At 66.8% G+C, this 19,014-nt stretch carries 11 protein-coding genes; 1 reads left to right on the top strand and 10 read right to left on the bottom strand.

Translation table 11 applies throughout. The features are described 5' to 3' along the window. Positions 1 to 58 precede the first annotated feature (58 nt). The 10 genes from C1933_RS18130 to C1933_RS18080 form a co-directional block, all read right to left on the bottom strand. Positions 59 to 973, bottom strand: a complete 915-nt coding sequence (locus C1933_RS18130; RefSeq protein WP_108754379.1) for an IS110 family transposase — start codon at positions 971 to 973, stop codon at positions 59 to 61. A 467-nt stretch (positions 974 to 1,440) separates the two neighbouring features. Beyond that, complete coding sequence (locus C1933_RS18125; protein ID WP_108754378.1) at positions 1,441 to 1,866, bottom strand: DUF2752 domain-containing protein; 426 nt, start codon at positions 1,864 to 1,866, stop codon at positions 1,441 to 1,443. 43 nt (positions 1,867 to 1,909) lie between these two features. After that, on the bottom strand, positions 1,910 to 2,182 hold the full coding sequence (locus tag C1933_RS18120) for a CD225/dispanin family protein (RefSeq protein ID WP_108751076.1): 273 nt from the start codon (positions 2,180 to 2,182) through the stop codon (positions 1,910 to 1,912). Positions 2,183 to 2,214: 32 nt separating this feature from the next. Then, a complete protein-coding gene (locus C1933_RS18115; RefSeq protein ID WP_108751075.1) occupies positions 2,215 to 2,502 on the bottom strand; it encodes a CD225/dispanin family protein in 288 nt (95 codons plus the stop codon). Between the two features lie 175 nt (positions 2,503 to 2,677). After that, entirely contained in the window at positions 2,678 to 4,567 is a 1,890-nt protein-coding gene (locus C1933_RS18110; protein ID WP_108754377.1) for an MFS transporter, read from the bottom strand. A gap of 508 nt (positions 4,568 to 5,075) precedes the next feature. Next, complete coding sequence (gene yccS, locus C1933_RS18100) at positions 5,076 to 7,256, bottom strand: YccS family putative transporter (RefSeq protein ID WP_108751073.1); 2,181 nt, start codon at positions 7,254 to 7,256, stop codon at positions 5,076 to 5,078. Between the two features lie 96 nt (positions 7,257 to 7,352). After that, positions 7,353 to 9,410: a TonB-dependent receptor gene (locus C1933_RS18095; protein WP_108754375.1), complete on the bottom strand. Its 2,058-nt coding sequence runs from the start codon at positions 9,408 to 9,410 to the stop codon at positions 7,353 to 7,355. 233 nt (positions 9,411 to 9,643) lie between these two features. Next, the gene (locus C1933_RS18090) at positions 9,644 to 12,766 is read right to left on the bottom strand and encodes an efflux RND transporter permease subunit (protein ID WP_108754374.1); all 3,123 of its coding nucleotides are present in this window, start codon (positions 12,764 to 12,766) and stop codon (positions 9,644 to 9,646) included. A 31-nt stretch (positions 12,767 to 12,797) separates the two neighbouring features. Further along, positions 12,798 to 16,031, bottom strand: a complete 3,234-nt coding sequence (locus C1933_RS18085) for an efflux RND transporter permease subunit (protein WP_108754373.1) — start codon at positions 16,029 to 16,031, stop codon at positions 12,798 to 12,800. Between the two features lie 74 nt (positions 16,032 to 16,105). After that, complete coding sequence (locus C1933_RS18080) at positions 16,106 to 17,347, bottom strand: efflux RND transporter periplasmic adaptor subunit (RefSeq protein ID WP_108754372.1); 1,242 nt, start codon at positions 17,345 to 17,347, stop codon at positions 16,106 to 16,108. A 186-nt stretch (positions 17,348 to 17,533) separates the two neighbouring features. Between C1933_RS18080 and C1933_RS18075 the strand changes: the two genes are divergently transcribed. Next, positions 17,534 to 18,853 (top strand): M20 family metallopeptidase, encoded by a 1,320-nt coding sequence (locus C1933_RS18075; protein ID WP_108754371.1) that lies wholly within the window; start codon positions 17,534 to 17,536, stop codon positions 18,851 to 18,853. Positions 18,854 to 19,014: the final 161 nt, after the last annotated feature.

Below are 19,014 nucleotides of genomic sequence, written 5' to 3'. Positions count from 1 at the left end.
TTTCCAGAGATGTCCCGGATGAACAACGTACAGAGAGATCACAGTAGCAACTGTCTTGTCAGGGGCTGCCGAGGGCCACCTCGGCGTCCCGCTTGCGGGCATTGAGGATCACCAGCATTTTGCGCATGACCGCAACGAGGGCCACCTTGCTCGCCTTACCCTTGGCTTTCAGCCCCGCATAGAAATCGCGGAGTTTCGGCTCGTACCGGATGGCCGTCAGGGCCGCCATGTAAAGGGCTTCGCGTACTACCGCGCGCCCGCCACTGATGCGCCGCTGGCCATGCCAGGTGCCGCTTTCACGGTTCATTGGGGCCACCCCCACCAGTGATGCAATGGCTTTGCCCCCCAAGCTGCCGAGCTCGGGCAACTCGCAGGCAAGGGTACTGACAAGAATTGGTCCGACGCCCTTGAGTGAGCCGATCTCTCTCCAGCCCGGCTGTCCTTCAAGCTGCTCAGCGATAGCTCTATCCAATTGCTTCAGGTCTTCAGATAACTGAGCTATATGGCGTTGCTTTATTGCGATCAGAGCAGGATCAACCAAACGCCGCAAGCGCTGCGTTTCACTGACCCTCATCTGCACAAGATGCCTACGGCACTGCGCAAATTCAGCCAAACGCTGTTGCCAAGGTGCAGGTGGCACATAGCGAGTCAGTTTCAACAAATGGGCCATCTCGGCCAGCACCGTGGCATCGAGCCGATCGGTTTTTGCAGCCCGGCCGGTGCCTTGGGCAAACCGTCGTGCCCGAGCTGGGTTGATGCGCACCATGGGCAGACCGGCAGCGTGCAAAGCATCCAGGACGGCATGCTCGTAACCCCCGCTGGCCTCAAGAACAACCTGCTTGATGGGCCACTTCTTCAGCCACCGAATCAGACTGACAAAGCCACGCTTGTCGTTGCTGAATTGGCGAAATTGCTCTTCATGGACAGCCACATCCAGCGTGGCTTTGCTGACATCGATCCCGATCCCAAACATGGCAGAACTCCGCTAGGCTGACAGGGTCGAGAGCTCCCCCCGCTTGCCCAGTCTTATCAGTTCGAGCGCCAACTCAACCAACTGTTCGGGCGGTTCAGGGAGAATCCGGCGTGGGGACCCAAGCTACTTCACGGTCGCAAGACCTGGATCCACACGGTCGCCCACGCCGGGCTCTCGGCACCCAAGGTGCCAGATCGGCAAGAGATAAGATCCACGCCATGCGTGGATACGGAGCGCAGCGACCCGCTTTGGCTTTTGATCTTCTCTTCTTTTCCGTGGTGGACGCGCACGGAAACTGTCCGTGGCCGGTCGCGGTGGGCTGCGCAGGGGCGTGAGCCGCATGGATGCGGCGACCGAGCTTACATGGACGTACTTGCAGCGTCCCCTGCGCAGCCCATCGCGACCGGCCAATCCCATGATCGAGAAGCAACGCCCCACCACGAGGGGCTGCGCCGTTGGCTGGAACCCTAGACCGGGGCCAGGGCGGTGAAGGGGGCCCAGGGCAGGTTGCGCAGCAGCGCGTAGCCGGGCAGCAGCCACAGCCAGAACATCGGGTTGGCCAGCACCCGCATCAGCGGATCGAGCACGCGCGGGCGGATGCCGGCGCTGTTGAGCAGCATCAGCAACAGGAACGGTAGGCTGATGACCAGCAGCGGATTCATCGCCATCGCGCCGGGCAGGTCGAAGTGGACCAGCGAGTACAGGCAGCGCGTGCTGCCGCAGCCGGGGCAGTACAGCCCGGTCAGTGCGTACAGCGGGCAGCCGGGCAGCGGATTGCCCGAGACATAGGGATTGACGTGGCGCAGCACCACGGCGGCACCCGCGGCCAGGCCGGAAGCGGCCAGCAGTGGGGCCCAGCGGGCCAGTCGGGAACGTGCGGGAAGGACGGACATGCGACAACGGGATCCGGCGCGGTGCCGGATCCCGCAGGGTGCATCAGTAGCTGCTGCCGCCGCCCATCACGCCGACCACGGCGATCAGGATGCCGTACAGGATGCCGACCACGACCGCGGCGATGGCCGACCAGATGGCCCACTTCTTGGCCTTTTCCGACGACTCACGGGCACCGGCGATGTCGCCAGCGGCCAGCTTGCCGTTGACCTGGGCGGCGTAGACGATCGACACGATGCCGGCCGGCAGGCAGCAGAACAGGGTCGACAGGATGGCCCAGACCAGATTGTTGGGGACCTGCGGGGTGGTGGTGTTCATGGTTCAAGCTCCTCGATGGGTGGTGGTGTGAATCAAAGGTCGGAAAGAGCGCCCAGCGCGGCCAAGCCGCCGAACAGCCCGAACCACAACAGCAACAGGACCGGCAGTGCGACGGCCGAAGCCACCGCCCACCAGCCCGCCTTGCGCGACGCACTGAAGGCCCCCGGCAGATCACCGGCCGCGCGGCGGCCGTCCACCTGGGACGCATAGACAATCGACACCACCCCCAGCGGCAGGCAGCAGAACAGCGTGGTCACGATCGCCCAGACCAGATGGTTGGGGATGTACACCGGACGCTCGATAGGTGGCGGTTGATTCAAAGCAAGACTCCATTCCTTGGCGGTCGGTCTGTCGCGGACAAGCCGAACCTCCCCCCTGTGGGTGCGTAATCTACCGCAACGCGCGCCTCATGTATGCGTTTACATGCCCGCGGAGGGGGGCTCGGCGCGTGTCCAGGCGGGGTAGCGGGGCGCGCCGCGCCCCGTGTCCGATGCGTCAGGCGTTGTAGCCGCGCAGGCTTCGCACCTGCGTTTCCAGCGCGGCCGCATCGGTACGCTGGCCGTCCACGGCGGGTGAGGCGACCACTTCCACGGTGGCGCGGAAGCGGCGCGGAACGCGCATGCGGCCCAGGCGGGTATCGCGCCGGCTCCACATGCTCGACCACATGCCGCGCAGGGCCATGGGCACCACCGGCACCGGCCTGCGCTCCAGGATCTTTTCCACGCCCGATTTGAACGGCGCCATCTCGCCATCGCGGGTCAGTGCGCCTTCGGGGAAGATGCAGACCAGTTCGCCCTCGGCCAACGCCGCATCCACTTCGTCGAACGCGCGCTGCATCAAGGCCGGGTCTTCGCGTGCGCCGGCAATCGGAATCGCCTTGGCGGTGCGGAAGATCCAACGCATCACCGGGATGTTGAAGATGCGGTAGTACATGACGAAGCGCACCGGGCGCGGAATCGTCGCCGACAGGATCAATGCATCCATGTAGCTGACATGGTTGCAGACCAGCAGCGCGGCGCCTTCGTCGGGCACGTTGGCTTCAATGCCGTGCGGGCGCAGCCGGTACAGCGTGCGCACCATCACCCAGCTGAGGAAGCGCATCAGGAATTCGGGGACGATGGTGAAGATGTAGATCGCCACCACGGCATTGGCGATGGCCAGTGCCAGGAACAGCTGCGGGATGGTCCAGTGCAGCCACTCGCGCGCGGCAAGCGAAATCAGGGCGGCGCCGACGATGAAGCCGGAATTCTGGATGTTCAGTGCGGCGAACACGCGCGACATCTGCGCCTTCGGGGTGCGGCTCTGGATGAGCGCGAACAGCGGCACCACGAACACGCCGGTGAACAGGCCGATACCGACAAGATCGACGACGATGCGCACGCTGCCGGCCTGCTGCAGGAAGGCCAGGATGCCCATGCCGTGCACCGAGGCCTCGCCCGGGCGGGCGAAGTACAGATCGAGCAGGAAGGCGGTCATGCCGAAGGCGCCCAGCGGCACCAGGCCGATTTCAACGGTGCGCGCGGACAGCTTTTCGCACAGCAGCGAGCCGACGCCGGTGCCGACCGAGAACAGAGCCAGCGCGAACAGGTACAGCTTCGGTTCGCCGCCCAGGTTGGCCAGTGCGTAGTTGGGCAGCTGCGAGGTCAGCACGGTGCCGACGAACCAGAACCAGGACACGCCCAGGATCGCGTTGCGCACCGCCTTCTGCTGCCGTGCCATGCGCAGCACGACCAGCGATTCCGGCAACGGGTTCCAGTTGATCTTCAGGTCCGGGTCGCCGGCATCGACCTTGGGGATCATGCGTGCGGCGATGTTGCCGCATACCGCCAGCGCGATGACCGCCGTGGCCGCCACGATCGGACCCTGGCTGCCGGCCAGCAGGAACACCGCGCCGCCCAGGATCATGCCCGACAGGATCGAGATGGAGGTGCCCATCTCCACCAGGCCGTTGCCGCCGGTCAGCTCTTCGGGCTTCAGCACGGCTGGCAGCACCGAGTACTTCACCGGGCCGAACAGGGTGGACTGCATGCCGGTGCAGAACAGCGCCACCAGCAGGAACGGCAGGCTTTCGGTCAGGAAGCCGACGGCCGCCATCGACATGATCACGATCTCCATGGTGGTGGTGATCACGATCAGGCGCGATTTCTCCAGTTTGTCGGCGATCTGGCCGGCAAGGGCTGAAAACAGGAAGTAGGGCAGGATGAAGATGGCCGGCGCCAGCGTGGTGTAGAGCGAACGCTGCTCTTCCGATACGCCCAGGTAGAACAGCAGGCCGATGATCGCTTGCCGGTAGACGTTGTCGTTGAAGGCACCGAGCGCCTGCACGATGAAGAACGGCAGGAAGCGGCGCTGGCGCAGCAGGGCAAACTGGTTGTGGCCGGACATGGAACCTCCTTGGACCGCCGCAGCCTAGCATTCCTGCCTGCACGGCGGGTGCGGGGCGGCGGGACACGCATCGGTGGCGTTCCATGCGAACGATGCCGGGCACCGGGCTGCACGGTGGCGCGATGCTGCCGCGATGGCGGACCGAATGATGTTGTGATGCTGTCGGGATGCCCGGGTCGCACGATGCCGCGATGCTGCGCGATGCCCGGGCCGAACGATGCCGCGATGCTGCGCGGTGCCCGGGCCGAACGATGTCGCGATGCTGTCCGTCGTAGAGTCGAGCTTGCTCGACTGCTGTTGGCAGAGCAGTCGAGCAAGCTCGACTCTACCGTCGCCGTCGCCGTCGCCGTCGCCGTCGCCGTCGCCGTCGCCGTCGCCGTCGCCGCCACCGTCATCGTCATCGGCACCGTCATCGGCACCGTCACCGCCACCGCCACCGGCAACGGCAACGGCAACGGCAACGGAACCAGCCCCGTCACCGTCACCACCTCCACCCATGCAGGCGGGATCAGGTCAGGCCACGCACCGCTTCGTTGGCCGCCGCGCGCATTTTCGGCAGCATGCGCAGCACCAGTGCCATCTGCGTGCGGATCAGCTGCAGCTTCGGCGCCATGCTGTCGTCGGTCTGTTCCAGTTCGGCGGCCACGGCGCGGTCGGCGTCGTTGTCGTCTTCGCTGACCGGCTGCCTCGCGCCCAGCGCGCTGCCCAGCTGTTCCAGTGCCTTGCGCACGCGTTCGCCGGCGGCCAGGGCCAGCGGGTCGGCGGCGAAGCTGTCCACCTGGTCGCGGTGCGCGCCCAGTGCGGAAAGGTGGCCCAGCAGGGTGTTGGACAGTGCCAGGAAACGGAAGCCGGCATCCAGGTTGCGGCGCACGTGGCCGGGTTCGCGCAGCATGTTCGACAAGGCCGTGGACAGCGCCGCGTCGGCGTTGTGCATGTCGCGGCGGGCAATGCGGTAGGCCAGGTCATCACGCATGCCGCTGCGGTACTGGCCCAGCACCGATTCCAGATAGCGCGCGGCGGTGTCCAGCACCCGCGCCAGCACCTTGTGCAGCTGCCGCCCCTGCCAGTCGGGCAGGATCAGGAAGGCCGCCGCGGCGGCGATGGCGCAGCCCAGCAGGGTGTCGACCATGCGCGGCACGATCAGCACGAAGCCATCGCCGATCAGGTTGAAGCAGGTCAGCGCCATCACCGTGATCGCCGCCGAGGCCACCAGGTAGCGGTCGGTGCGGGTGAAGAAGAACAGCAGGGCAGACAGCAGCGCGATCAGCAACTGCACGTGCAGCTGCGGGAACAGCTGCAGCAGCGCCCAGGTCAGCACCAGGCCGGCCAAGGTGCCGACGATGCGCTGGGCCAGGCGCTGGCGGGTGGCGCCGAAGTTGGGGCGGCACACGAAGACGATGGTCAGCAGCACCCACGAGCCGTTCTGTGCATTGAACAGGCGGATGGCCAGGAAGCCGGCGATCAGCGCCAGCGCCATGCGCAGGCCGTGGCGGAACAGCACCGAACCGGGCGTGAGCTGCTGGCGGATGCGCACGCCCATCTCGCGCAGGGTGTGTGGGTTGCTGTCGCGCAGGCGGGTATCGACGTTGTCCAGGCTGGCTTCGGAGCGTTCGGCGTCCAGCAGGCGGCGTTCGATGCTGCGCAGGTTGTGCACCAGCAGGTCCAGCGAACCCAGCAGGCGCTGCCATTGCGGGCGCTGCTGGTCGCGCAGGTAGGCCAGGGCATCGGCCAGGTCGCGCCCGGCCTGCTGGTTGCTTTCCCCATACACGAACGGCCGGCGCAGTCGGATCGCCTCGCCGAGCCGTGCGCAGGCCTGGCCCTGCAGGTCCAGCAGGCGCTGGCAGCGGTACAGCACGTCGCTGTGGAAGAACGCATCGACCAGGGCGCCGTAGGGGTAGTGCGAGGAGCTGGCACGCTCATGGAAATCCTGGGCCATGTAGTACAGGCGCAGGTACAAGCCGGAATTCACCCCGGGGCGGCCGGAGCGACCGAAGCGCGCCATGATCGCGGCCTTGGCTTCATTGAGTGCGCCCACCACCCTGCGGTTCTGCTCGGCCAGGTCCAGCTGGCGACGGTGCAGGTCCGCTTCACGCACCGGCTCGAACAGCGCGGCCTTCAGCTGCAGGTAGCGGCCCAGTTCCTGGTAGAGGCGGGCCACGCGTTCGCGTACCGGCCGGTTGGCGAACAGGGCGGTCCAGACAATGGACAACAGGCCATACCAGACCGCACCGGCCAGCAGGTGGCTGACCGCATGCAGGGCGCGTGGCAGATCGCCGGCGCCGCCGTGCTGCTCCAGCCCGATCATGGTGTAGATGGCCAGGGTGACCGTGGCCTGGGCGATGGAGGCGTAGCGTTCGCCCAGCGCGCCCAGCAGGGTCAGGCCGAAGGTGGACAGCGCCAGCGCGGCGATGAACAGCCACGGCCACGGGAACAGCCAGATGACCGACGCGGCGGCAATGCAGAAGCACAGCAGCGACAGCAGCACCGCCTTGGTGCGGCCCCACCAGTTGTCATCGGTTTCGGCGATGGCGCTGGCGATGATGCCCAGGAACACACCGGGCAGGGCCGGCAGTGCGTCCATGTGCCAGCACACGCCCAGCGCGGTGGTCAGGGCAATGAAGACGCGCAGGCCGTAGCTGGCTTTTTCATGGGCCCACAGGCGGCTGAGGCGGGAATGGGGCGCGGACATGCAGGCTCGGGGGGCGGAGTGCCCCCATTATGGCGGTGCGCGCGTGTGTAGGGTGTTGGAAGTGCGGACCAACGGTCCGCACCCACCGAAACCGCATCACATCTCCCAGCGCACGCTCACGGCGAAGGTGCGCGGCAGGCCGATGCCGGCGTTCGACCAGTACTTTCGGTTGCCCAGGTTTTCCACGCTGGCGCGCAGGGTGACCGGGTGCCCGCTGGCCATCAGGCGGTAGCCCACGCCGGCATTGACCAGGGTGTAATCGGGCAGCTTCAGGGTGTTGTCGGCGTCGTACCAGACATCGCCGTAGTAACGCACGGCGGCGTAGGTTTCCAGGCCATCCACCCACGGCAGCTGGTAGCTGGCATGCAGCACGCCGCTCCAGCGGGCGGCACCGACGGTGCGGTTGCCTTCCTGCGCGGCGCTGTCCGGCGACAGCTTGTCGTAGGTCGGGTCCAGCCAGGTCACGCCGCCACCCACGGTCAGCGCGTCGGTCAGGTGCAGGTCGGCGCTGGCTTCCACGCCTTCGTACAGGGTGATGCCATCCTGCACCAGGCGCAGGCCGGTGTCGGTCTGCTGGTCGATGTTGGCGCCACGTTCCAGCCGGAACGCGGCCACGTTCGCATTCCAGCGCGAGGCTTCCACCTTGGCGCCGATTTCATACTGCTTGCTGATGGTCGGGTCCAGCACATCGCCGGCGTTGATGTAGGTGTTGCCCACGCGGCTGCCGGCTTCCAGCGATTCGATGTAGCTGGCGTACAGGGTCACTGCCTCGCTGGGCTTGAACATGACCGCATAGGTCGGGGTGACCGGGTAGGTGTGGTAACGGCCCTTGGTCTCGAAGTCGTTGTAGCGCCAGCCAGCCAGCACCGACCAGCCGCCGCCGAAGTCGACGGTATCGCTGGCGAACACCGCCTGCTGCACGGTTTCATCGCCACGGGTCAGCACCCGCGAACCCACCGCGTCGTGGCGGATGGCAGAACGCTGGTACAGGTTGGCGCGACCGATGGTGTTCCACTCGTAAGGGCGGTCCCAGCCCAGCCCGGTCTGGTGGCTGACGCCGGCCACCAGCTGGTGCTGCAGCGGACCGGTGCGGAAGCTGCCCTGCACCAGCGCCTGCGCGAGCTTCCATTCGCTCTTGCCGCCCAGCTCGTACACGTTCACGTTGTAGTCGCCGTTCGGATCGTCGATGTAGGCGAAGATCTTGTTGACGTCGTTCCACGAGGTGGTGACGCCGTAGCTCAGGCTGGCCTTCCAGTCGCTGTTGATCTGCCAGTTCAACGCGGTCGACAGCAGGCTGGAACGGGTGTCGTAGTAGGTGCCCGGCACGCTGTTGTCGACGTCGCCGGCAATCGGCCGCGGCAGCGAGGTCAGGCCGATGAAGTAGTACTGCGGCGATTCTTCGCTCAGGTCGCGCGACTGGAACACGCCGTCGAAGGTCCAGGTGAGCGCATCGCTCAGGCGCGCGTCCAGCGACAGTGCGCCGACCTTGCGGTCGACATGGCCGCCGTTGAAGGTTTCGCCCTTCTCCTGGTACGCGTTGAAGCGGTAGCCGAACATCTCTTCGTTGCCGAAGCGCCCGCCGGCATCGACACCGCCGCTGACGATGCCCTGTTCGCGCCAGCCCAGCTGCGCGGAGAACGTCGGGGTGTCGGTCGGCTTCTTGGTGATGTAGTTGACGATGCCGCCGGGTGCGCCGAAGCCGTACAGGAAGCCACCGGGGCCCTTCAGCAGGTCTACCTGTTCCATCACTTCCAGCGGCCATTCGGTGCCCCACGAAGACACCTGCAGGCCGTTCACGCGGTAGCTGTCGTAGTTCAGATCGATGCCGCGGTTGCGGATGGGCGAGCTCCAGCCACTGGCGTAGGCGCTTACCTGGGTGGTGACCGAGGGGTCGAACAGGAAGGCTTCGCCCAGCGAGACGACCTGGCGCTGCTCCAGCTGTTCGCGGCAAACGGCGGTGATGGCGAACGGGGTGTCACGCAGGGCACGGTCGCCCAGCGCACCGGCTTCGGTGTGGGTGCGTCCGCCGACCACCTTGATGGCGTCCAGGTCGGTGGCGCTGCGGGTGTCGGCCGGGGCTTCTGCATGGGCCACGCAGGCGGCGGACAGGGCGGCGGCCAGCAGGGCCACGCGCGGGGTGCGGAACGAAGGCATCGATCAGGTTCCTCGGCGGACGGCCACGGGCCATCCACCCATGGTTGGGGGAAGGGGCAGTGGCTGGGATCACGCAGGCTGACCGGGAACCGGGAGCGGGGCGCCGCAGGGGCGCAGGACCATGGCTGGATGCGAATTGTTCTCTTTTCGTTACAGCGCGTCAAACCCAAGGGGGCGTGCGGACCAACGGTCCGCACCCACCCGGTAGCGCCGGGCCATGCCCGGCGGATCCTTCACGCGCGCTGCGCGCGCTTGAGCAGCTTCGCTTCGCGCTTGCGCGCGCGGCGTGCCCGCCAGCGATCGGCCAGGCACGAGAAGATCACGTACAGCGCCGGCGTGCTCAGCAGGGTCAGGCTCTGCGAGAACAGCAGGCCGCCGATCATCGCGATGCCCAGCGGGCGCCGTAGCTCGGAGCCTTCGCCCAGGCCGATCGCCAGCGGCACCGCCGCCAGGATCGCCACCATCGTGGTCATCATGATCGGGCGGAAGCGCACGATGCTGGCCTCGCGTGCGGCCTCGCGCGGGGCCAGGCCGTGCTCGCGCTGCGCCACCAGGGCGAAGTCGATCATCATGATCGCGTTCTTCTTCACTATGCCGATCAGCAGCACCAGCGCGATCATCGAGATCACCGACAGTTCGGTGTTGGTGCCGAACAGCGCCAGCAGCGCGCCCACGCCCGCCGCCGGCAGGGTGGACAGGATCGTGACCGGGTGGATCAGGCTCTCGTACAGCATGCCCAGCACCAGGTACACGGTCAGGATGGCCGCGAACACCAGGATCAGCATGTCGCTGGGGTCTGAGTTGAAACCGAAGCCGGCGTCGTCGGCCAGGCGGATGTCGCCGGGCATGCGCATGCCGGCCACGGTGGCATCGATGATCGCCTTCGCCTCGCCCATGCTCACCCCGGGAGCCAGGTTGTAGCTCAGGTCCATCGTGGTGTACTGGTTTTCATGGGTGATCTGCGAAGGCGCCAGACCGGGCACCTGGCTGGCCACCGCGGTGATCGGCACCATCTGCCCATTGCTGGCCTTCACGTACACCTCGTCCAGCGCCGCCGGGGTGGCGGTCTGCGAGGGCAGGGCGTTCACCACCACGCTGTACTGGTTGATGTCCGAATAGATGGTGGAAATCTGCCGCTGGCCGAACGCACCGTACAGCGCACCGTCGATGGCACCGACCGAGACACCCAGGCGCGCGGCCTTGGCGCGATCGATTTCGATGTTCTGGCGCAGGCCGGCGTTGTCCACGTCGGTGCCCACGTCACGCAGTTTGGGGTTCTTCTTCAGCTCGGCCTGCAGCTTGGGCAGCCATTCCTGCAGTGCGGCCAGGTCGTTGCCCTGCAGGGAAATGCGGTACTGCGCACCCTGGCTGTTGCCGCCGCCATCATTGCTGGGCAGATCCTGGATCGCGCGCAGGCGCAGCTGCAGGTCGGGGTAGCGGTCGGCCTTGGCACTCAGGCGGGCCAGCGCGTGGGCGGTGGTCTCGCGACGCCCTTCCTTGCGCGATTTCAGTTCCACGTTGAACTGCGCGCTGGAGCCCTGGCGGCCACTGCCCAGGCGCACGCCCACGGTCTTCACCGCCGGGTCGGCCATCAGCATGTCGGTGATGCGGCGCTGGCGGCTGACCATGTCTTCGAAGGACACGGTGGCGCTGGAATTGGCGCGGCCCCAGATCAGGCCGGTGTCCTGCGGCGGGAACGCACCCTTCTTCACTGCACCGAACAGGAAGATGGTGACGCCGATCAGGATGAGCGGGGTGAGCGAGAGCAGCAGCGCGTGGCGCAGCGAGAAATCCAGGAACACGGTGTAGATGCGCAGCATGCGCTCGTGCCCGGCATCGAGCCAACGGCCGAAGCGCGACGGTGCGGCGTTGTGGTCGTGCGCGCTCAGGAAGCGGCTGCACAGTGCTGGGGTGAGCGTCAGCGAGACGATCATCGACACCACGATGGCCGCCACCAGGGTGACGGTGAACTCGCGGAAGAAGGCGCCCATCATGCCGCTGGCGAACAGCAGCGGAATGAACACCGCCACCAGCGAGGCGGTGATCGAGACGATGGTGAAGCCGATCTCGCGCGCACCGGTGAAGGCCGCCTGAAGGCGCGGCATGCCTTCGTCCAGGTGGCGCATGATGTTCTCGATGACCACGATCGCATCGTCCACCACGAAGCCGATCGCGATCACCAGCGCCAGCAGGCTCAGGTTGTTCAGGGTGAAGCCCAGCGCGTACATCACCAGCGCCGCACCGGCCAGCGACAGCGGCACGGTAACCGCAGCGATCAAGGTAGGGGCCAGGCGGCGCAGGAACAGCGCCATGGTCAGCACCACCATGGCCAGGCTGATCAGCAACGTGATCTGTACTTCATGCAGCGACGAGCGGATGGTCGGCGTCCGGTCGAAGTACGGGGTCATGGTGGTGCCGGGCTGCAGGTAGTCGCGCAGCGCGGGAATCTGCGCCTTCACCCGGTCCACGGTTTCCACGATGTTGGCGCCGGCGCGGGTGAACACGTACATCACCACGGCGGGTTTGTGGTCGAACCACGCGGCCTGGTAGGCATCCTGCTGGCCGTCGTAGACGTTGGCGATGTCCTTCAGGCGGATCACCCGGCCATCGCCCTGGGTCTTCACCACCAGATTGGCGAAGTCGGCCGCGCGCGCGACCGAATCGTTGGCGATGATCGCAGTGGTGGTGTTGCCGTCGCTGAGGAAACCGGTGGGCGAGGTGACGTTGGCCGCGCGCACCGCGTTGCGCAGGTCATCGGCGGTCAGGCCCAGGGCGTTCATCAGGCGCAGGTTGACGTCCACGCGCACGGCCGGCGTGGAAGCACCGGCGATATCCACCGATGCCACGCCGCCGATCTGGCGGATGCGCTGGGCCAGCAGCGAGTCGGCCACGTTGTACAGCTCGTCGGCCGACTGCGTCTGTGAGGTCAGCGCGATGGCGATCACAGGGTCGTCGTTCGGGTTCGCCTTCTGGTACATCGGCGAGCCCATACCCGAAGGCAGGTCGGCCTGCGCCGAGTTGATCGCGGTCTGCACGTCCAGCGCCGCCGAATCGATATCGCGGTCGGTCTGGAAGATCATGAACACCAGCGAGCTGCCTTCCGAACTGGAAGAGCGCATGCGGTCGATGCCGGGCAGCTGGCCCAGGTGGCGTTCCAGCGGCGCGGTGACCGTGGAGGCCATGGTCGCTGCATCGGCGCCGGACTGGCTGGCGTGCACGAAGATGACCGGAATCTGGATGTTCGGCAGCGCCGACACGCCCAGCTTCAGGTAGCAGATCAGGCCGATGATGAACAGGCCGATGGCCAGCAGCGCGGTGCCGATCGGGCGGCGGATGAAGGGACCGGACAGGTTCATCGTGCGGCCCCCCGCAGGTGCGGGGCCTGGATCATGCCTGCGGCTCCTGCAGCGAACCGTCGCGCAACGCGCGCTGCTCGCGGCGGCGGGCCAGCCATTCCGAGAACCGTTCCATGTACAGGTAGATCACCGGCGTGGTGTACAGCGTTACCAGCTGCGACAGCAGCAGGCCGCCGACGATGGCGATGCCCAGCGGGCGGCGCAGTTCCGAGCCGATGCCGGTGCCCAGTGCCAGCGGCAATGCGCCCAGCATCGCCGCGGCGGTGGTCATCATGATCGGGCGGAAGCGCAGCAGGCAGGCGCGGCGGATCGCTTCGTGGGCGTTGGCGCCGGCACGGCGGGCTTCGATGGCGAAGTCCACCATCATGATGCCGTTCTTCTTCACGATGCCGATCAGCAGCACGATGCCGACGATGCCATCCACCGACAGGCTCAGGCCGCACACCATCAGCGCGAGCAGCGCGCCCACGCCGGCCGGCGGCAGGGTGGAAATGATGGTGATGGGGTGGATGTAGCTTTCGTACAGCACGCCCAGCACGATGTAGATCACCACCAGCGAGGCCAGCAGCAGCCACACCACGTCGGTCTGGCTGCCGGTGAACTCGGCGGCCTTGCCGATGAACTCGGCATGCAGGTGGGCCGGCATGTCCAGGCTGGCCTTGGTCTCTTCAATGGCCTTGACCGCATCGGACAGCGAATAGCCCGGCGCCACGTTGAACGAGACGGTCACCGCCGGCAGCTGCTGCTGGTGGCTGACCACCAGCGGCGCGCTGGTCACCTTGCCCTCGGCCAGCGCCGACAGCGGAATGATGTTGCCCGCGCCCACGGTGATGCCGGTGTTCTGCGCGCCGATGCCGGTGGCGGTGGACGAGTTGGACGAGGTGACCTGGCCGAAACTGGTGGCATTGGTGCCGGTCAGCGCGCCGGCACCGTTGGATGCCACGGCCAGCTGTTCCATCAGCGCGGTGCTGGTGCGGAATTCAGGGGCCACTTCCAGCACCACGCGGTACTGGTTGAGTTCGGTGAAGATGGTGGAGATCTGGCGCTGGCCGAAGGCATCGTAGAGCGTGTCATCGATGGTCTGCATCGGCACGCCCAGCACGCTGGCCTTGTCGCGGTCGATGTTCAGTTCCAGCGCACGGCCCTGGTTGGACAGATTGTTGTCCACGTCCGCCAGTTCCGGGCGCTGGCGCAGCGCCTCGGTCAGGCGCGTGGCCTGGGTGGCCACGGTGGCCGAATCAACATCGGACAGCGAGTACTGGTACTCGGTGGCGGCCACGCGCGTATCCAGGGTCACGTCCTGCACCGGCTTCAGGTACAGCGCCACGCCGGGAATGCCGGCCACGGCTTTCTGCAGGCGCGGCAGGATCTCGTCCAGGCCATCGCGCTGGCCGCGCTCCTTCAGCACGATCGACAGTTGGCCCTGGTTGAGCGTGGGGTTCATGCTGCCGGCACCGATGAAGGCCGACACGCCGGTCACATCCGGGTCCTGGCGCAGGGCTTCGGCCACCTGCTTGGTGCGCTGCTCCATCTGCGGGAAGGCGATGTTCTGGTCGGCCTGCACCACGCCGGTGATCAGGCCGGTGTCCTGTTCGGGCAGCAGGCCCTTGGGAATCAGCACGTACAGCAGCACGGTCAGCACCAGCGCGGCGGCGGCCACGACCAGGGTGGCGCGCTGGTGGTCCAGCACCCAGTCCAGGCTGCGTTCGTACAGGCCCACGGTGCGCGTCCACAGGTTCTGCTTGCCGGCGGCGGCTGCGCGCTCATGCGCGTCTTCACCCTCGGGCAGCGCGTCGGGCTTGAGCAGGTAGGCGCACATCATCGGGGTGAGCGTCAGCGAGATCAGCATCGACAGCACTACGGCGATGCTGAGCACCCAGGCGAATTCGTGGAACAGGCGGCCGGTGACGCCCGGCATCAGCAGCAGCGGCAGGAACACGGCCACCAGCGAGACGGTCAGCGACAGCACGGTGAAGCCGATCTGGCGTGCGCCGATCTCGGCCGCTTCGCGGCCACTCTTGCCCTGTTCGATGTAGCGCACGATGTTCTCGATCATCACGATCGCATCGTCCACCACGAAGCCGGTGGCCACCACCAGCGCCATCAGCGAAAGGTTGTCCAGCGACATGCCGGTGAAGGCCATCACCGCGAATGTGCCGGCCAGCGACAGCGGCACCGCCACCGAGGGAATGATGGTGGCCCACAGCCGGCGCAGGAACACGAAGATGACCGCCACCACCAGGCCGATGGTGAGGATCAGGGTGAACTGCACTTCATGCACCGACGCACGGATGGTTTCGGTGCGGTCGTTGAAGACTTCCAGGTGCACGTCGGCCGGCAGCACGCCCTGCAGCTGCGGCAGGATGGCGCGGATGCGTTCGACGGTCTGCACGATGTTGGCGCCCGGCTGGCGGCGCACTTCCAGCAGCACCGCCGGCTTGCCGTCGGCCCAGGCGGCCAGCTGGTCGTTTTCCACGCCGTCCACCACCTGGGCCACGTCGGACAGCCGCACCGGGCGGCCGTTCTTGTAGCTGATGATGGTGTCGCGGTACTCGGCGGCACTGGCCAGCTGGTCGTTGGTACCGATGCTGTAGGACTGGGTCTTGCCGTTCAACGAGCCCTTGGGCGCGTTGACGTTGGCCTGGGTGAGTGCGCTGCGCAGCTCTTCCATGGTCAGGCCCATGTTCGACAGCTGCGCCGGATTGACCTGGATGCGCACGGCCGGGCGCACGTTGCCGGCGATCGACACCAGGCCCACGCCCTGCACCTGCGACAGGCGCTGGGCGAGGATCGAATCGGCGTAGTTGTTGACCTCGCGCAGCGGCCGCGTGTCAGAGGTCAGCTTCAGGGTGACGATGGCCGCGTCGGCCGGGTTTACCCGGTTGTAGACCGGCTGGTAGGGCAGCGACGAGGGCAGGGTGGCTTGGCGGATCGCCGCCTGCACGTCCTGCGCGGCGATATCGATGTCGCGGTCCATCGAGAACTGCAGGATGATCGTGGACAACCCGGCCGACGAATCGGAGGTCATCAGTTCCAGCCCGGAAATCTGCCCGAACTGGCGTTCCAGCGGGGTGGTGACCAGCGACGCCATGGTGGTGGCGTTGGCACCCGGGTACTGGGTGGTGACCACCAGGCTGGGGGCATCGATTTCCGGCAGCGCCGACACCGGCAGCTTGCGGTAACCCAGGATGCCCAGCAGCAACAAACCCGCCATCAACAGCGAGGTAGCAATGGGACGGCGGATGAAGATCGTCGAAAAGCCCACGGACGGATCCTTGCTGGTGCTTCAATGGTTGCGCCGGCATCGAGGCCGGCGCGGAAGGAAAGGGTGGCCTGCGCTCAGCGCGGGCCACCACCGGGACGGCCGCGGCCGCCACTCTTCTGTTCGGCGGCCTTCAGTTCGGCCTCGGTGGGCGCCGCGGGGGTTTCGCCCGGCTTCAGCGCGGTCACCTTGCTGCCCGGCTTCAGGCGGAACTGGCCTTCGCTGACCACCCGCTCGCCACCCTTCAGGCCTTCGGTGATCTGCACGTGGCTGTCGCCTACTTCCACGCCACTGCGCACGGTCTGCATCTTGACCGTGTTGTCGCCCTGCACCAGATAGACGTACTCGCCATCGGGCCCGCGCAGCACGGCCTGGGTGGGAATGACCACGCCCCCGGCAATGGTGCGCAGCTGCATGCGCACGTTCACGAACTGGCCCGGCCACAGGCCGTTGTCGGTGTTTTCGAAGATCGCGCGGGCCTTGAAGGTGCCGCTGTCGGCGCTGATCAGGTTGTCCACCACGTCCAGCGAACCGTCACCGGACAGCACGTGCGAATCGGCGCGGTCCAGCGCCGCCACCGGCACCTTGCCGGCCGTCTGCGCCTGGCGCACGTCGCCCAGCTGGCGCTCGGGCAGGTTGAACAGCACGTGGATCGGGTGGATCTGGGTGAGGGTGACCAGCGCGGTACCGGCATTCACCACGTTGCCTGCATCCACTGCACGGATACCGGCAATGCCGGAAATCGGCGCGGTGATGCGGGTGTACTGCAGCTGCACCTGCGCGGCGCGCGCGCTGGCCTCGTTGGCGGCCACCGCGCTTTCGTACTGTGACACCTGGTTTCGTTGTGTATCCAGATCGGTCTTGGCGACGAACTGGCGGTATTCCGGCGCGTTGGAGCGCTGGAAGTTGGAACGGGCGGTGGCCAGCAGCGCCTCGTTCTGGCGCTTGGCGGCCACGGCCTGGTCATAGCTGGCCTGCGCGCTGCGGGGGTCGATCTGCGCCAACAGGTCGCCCTGCTTTACTTCCTGGCCTTCGCGGAAGTTGAGGCTCATCAGCTGGCCGCCCACCTGAGGGCTGACCGTGACGGTGTTCATGGCCGTGACCGTACCCAGGGCGCTGGCATACACCGGCACATCCTGGCGGATGGCATCGACCACGGTGACCGGCACCGGGCCGGCATCGGGATCTTCGCCACCCTGGCGCGCGGCGGCGCCCGGGCCTGCCGCCTTGTCCTTGCCGCCGCCCAGTACCCGCACGCCGACAAACGCCAGCACCAGCACTACCACGACCAGCAGCACGATCTTCCAAACACGTGACATTCAAGGACTCCAAGAAGGCTGGATGGGGCAGCGCCCCGATTGGCAATGCACAAAGCATACCTGTGACCCATGCCTTTTCCTGCATGACGGATGGGACGGGCGCTCAGACCCGGCGCGGCGAAGGAGGTTCCCGTAGCGGCGGCCTTGCCCTACATTCAGGTGCAGACCCCTTCCCTGGAGCCCGTGATGCGCCGTTCCCTGCTGCTGTCCGCCCTGTTGCTGGCTGTGCCGGCCCTTGCCCATGCCGACGTGGCCGAGCGCCCGGAGGTGACCGCTGCCGCGCAGCGCCTGCAGGCGCAGGTGGTGGAATGGCGTCGTGACTTCCATCAGCACCCGGAGCTGTCCAACCGCGAAGCACGCACCTCGGCCGAAGTGGCCAAGCGCCTGCGCGCAATGGGCCTGAAGCCGAAGACCGGCATTGCCCACCACGGCGTGGTGGCGATCATCGAAGGCGGCAAGCCGGGCCCGAAGATCGCCCTGCGCGCGGACATGGACGCGTTGCCGGTAACCGAACAGACCGGCCTGCCGTTCGCCTCCAAGGCTACGGCGCAGTACCGAGGGCAGACGGTGGGGGTGATGCACGCCTGTGGCCATGATGCGCACACCGCCACCCTGCTGGGCGTGGCCGAGGCACTGGTGGCGATGAAGAAGGACCTGCCGGGCCAGGTGATGCTGATCTTCCAGCCGTCCGAAGAAGGTGCGCCGCCGCCGGAAGAGGGCGGTGCCGCGCTGATGCTGAAGGAAGGCCTGTTCGCCGACTTCAAGCCTGAGGCCGTGTTTGGTCTGCACGTATTCTCCAGCGTGCAGGCCGGGCAGATCGCGGTGCGTGGTGGCCCGCTGATGGCGGCGTCCGATCGCTTCGGGATCAAGGTGATCGGTCGACAGACGCATGGTTCGGCGCCGTGGAACGGGGTGGACCCGATCGTGGCCACCGCCGATCTGGTCGGCACTGCGCAGACCATCGTCAGCCGCCGCACCAATCTGTCCAAGCAGCCGGCGGTACTGACCTTCGGGGCGATCAACGGCGGTATCCGCTACAACATCATTCCCGACGAAGTGGAGATGGTCGGCACCATCCGCACCTTCGATGAGGGCATGCGCCAGCAGATCTTCGCTGATCTGCGCAACGTGGCCGAGCACACGGCCGCGGCGCACGGGGCCAAGGCGGTGACCGAGATCTACGAGGCCGAGGGCAACCCGGCCACGGTGAACGACCCGGCGCTGACCGCGAAGATGCTGCCGAGCCTGCAGGCGGTGGTGGGCAAGGACAATGTCTACGAGCCGCCGCTGCAGATGGGCGCGGAGGATTTCTCGCTGTACGCCAAGGAAGTGCCGGGCATGTTCTTCTTCGTCGGTTCCACCAGCGTGGGCATCGACCCGGCGACGGCGCCGGCGAACCATTCGCCGAAGTTCCTGTTGGATGAGAAGGCGCTGGATGTGGGCCTGCGCGCGTTGCTGCAGGTCAGCCTGGATTACCTGCACGGCGCCGGCACCCCGGCGGGGTGAGGGTTACCGGCAGGGCTTGCAGCCCTGCACCCGCTGCAATCAAAGGCAACATCAACGTCAACGTCAAAAGCTGGGCTGGTTTTCTGTGGGTTGGGCGGGGCGGTGTGGGTTTGCAGGACACGCCGTGAACCCCCAGTCCGGCCCAGCCGCTGGCGGCTGTG

It is taken from the genome of Stenotrophomonas sp. ZAC14D2_NAIMI4_6 (assembly GCF_003086875.1).
Taxonomy (GTDB): Bacteria; Pseudomonadota; Gammaproteobacteria; order Xanthomonadales; family Xanthomonadaceae; genus Stenotrophomonas.
The sequence above is the reverse complement of the archived record's forward strand: the minus strand, read 5'-3'. Positions and strand labels throughout refer to the sequence as shown.